Source organism: Parapedobacter lycopersici, assembly GCF_024643285.1.
GTDB lineage: Bacteria > Bacteroidota > Bacteroidia > Sphingobacteriales > Sphingobacteriaceae > Parapedobacter > Parapedobacter lycopersici.
The window spans coordinates 1-844 of sequence record NZ_JAMSLW010000013.1; the positions used below are offsets into that span (position 1 = coordinate 1).

Annotated in this window: 1 protein-coding gene; it reads right to left on the reverse strand. The window is 60.5% G+C overall.

Translation table 11 applies throughout. The annotated features are described in order from the left end of the window. The coding region (locus NEV57_RS15660) for a nucleotide sugar dehydrogenase (protein WP_257659290.1) at positions 1 to 844 on the reverse strand (844 nt) is incomplete at both ends.

The following is an 844-nucleotide window of genomic DNA, read 5'->3' on the forward strand; positions in this document are numbered from 1 at the left end:
TACTGGAATCCGATTTGGTCAAGTTTATTTGCTGCGAGGATTTTCCTTCCATCGAACACGAAAGCGGGTTTCATCATGTGTTCCCTGATCCGTTTCCAGTCGCAGGTTCTGAATTCATCCCATTCGGTGAGCACGGCAATGGCATGGGCATCGCCGGCAGCTTCGTAGGGGTCGCCGACCACCGTGACCAGCCGGCGGTTCTCCTCCGGGCTGCGCGTGCCCAGGTAATCCAGGTCCCTGTACACCTGTCCGGCCGGAACCTTCGGGTCATACACGGTAATCTCGGCCTCCTCGGCCAGCAGGGCGTCCGCCACGTAAATGGCCGCCGACTCCCGTGTGTCGTTGGTATCCTTCTTGAATGCCCAGCCGTAGAACACGATCTTCTTGCCCGAAACGGTGTTGTATAATGTCTGTACGATGTTGTCGGCAAAGCGCCGTTTCTGGTGGTCGTTCATGATGATCACCTGCTCCCAGTAGTCGGCCACCTCCTGCAGCCCGTAGCTCCGGGCAATATACACCAGGTTGAGGATGTCCTTCTGGAAGCACGAACCGCCGAAGCCCACCGAGGCCTTCAGGAACTTCGGGCCGATGCGGCTGTCGGTACCGATGGCACGGGCCACCTCGTCCACGTTGGCACCCGTCTTCTCGCACAGCTCGGAGATGGCATTGATCGAGGATACCCGCTGGGCCAGGAACGCATTGGCCGTCAGCTTGGACAGCTCCGAGGACCACAGGTTGGTCGTCAGGATCCGGCTGCGGTCGACCCAGCGCCCGTAGATGCCCACCAGGGCCTCCACCGCCTCGGGGTGCTCCCCGCCGATCAGTACCCGGTCGGGGTTATGCA